At 59.4% G+C, this 566-nt stretch carries 1 protein-coding gene; it reads left to right on the top strand.

Features of this window, described 5'->3' with window-relative positions:
• A partial coding sequence (locus IVA82_RS17285; protein WP_247493427.1) for an IS630 family transposase occupies positions 1-566 on the top strand: 566 nt, incomplete at both ends.

Genomic DNA, 566 nt, shown 5'->3' with positions numbered 1-566 from the left:
GACGTCCAATATGTCTGGCGGTTCCTGCGCAACCACAACATCGACCTTGTGGTTCGCAAGTCCTGGTGCGAGAGCAATGACCCGCACTTCACGGCCAAGGCCGCCGATGTTGTCGGCCTCTACGTCGCCCCGCCCGCGAGGGCCATTGTGCTATGCGTGGACGAAAAGCCTTCGATCCAGGCTTTGGAGCGAGCGCAGGGCTATCTGAAGTTGCCCAATGGCCGCGCCTTGACCGGTCAGAGCCACGACTACAAGCGGCATGGCACGACAACGCTGTTTGCGGCACTCGAGGTTGCCACCGGAAAGATCATCGCGACGCATTCAAAACGCCGGCGTCGTGTCGAGTTCCTCGACTTCATGGACAGCGTCACCGCGGCTTTTCCGGACCGCCAGCTTCACGTCGTCCTCGACAATCTCAGCACCCATAAGAAGAACGAGCACTGGCTCAAGGCCCACCCCAATGTGCAATTTCATTTCACCCCGACAAGCGCGTCCTGGCTCAATCAGGTCGAGGTATGGTTCTCGATCTTGCAAGGGCAGTCGCTCAGCGGTGCTTCCTTCACAAG

Origin of the sequence: Bradyrhizobium sp. 142 (assembly GCF_023074015.1) — a bacterium.
Taxonomy (GTDB): Bacteria; Pseudomonadota; Alphaproteobacteria; order Rhizobiales; family Xanthobacteraceae; genus Bradyrhizobium.
Note: the sequence above shows the minus strand (reverse complement) of the source record. Positions and strands in the feature narration are given on the sequence as shown.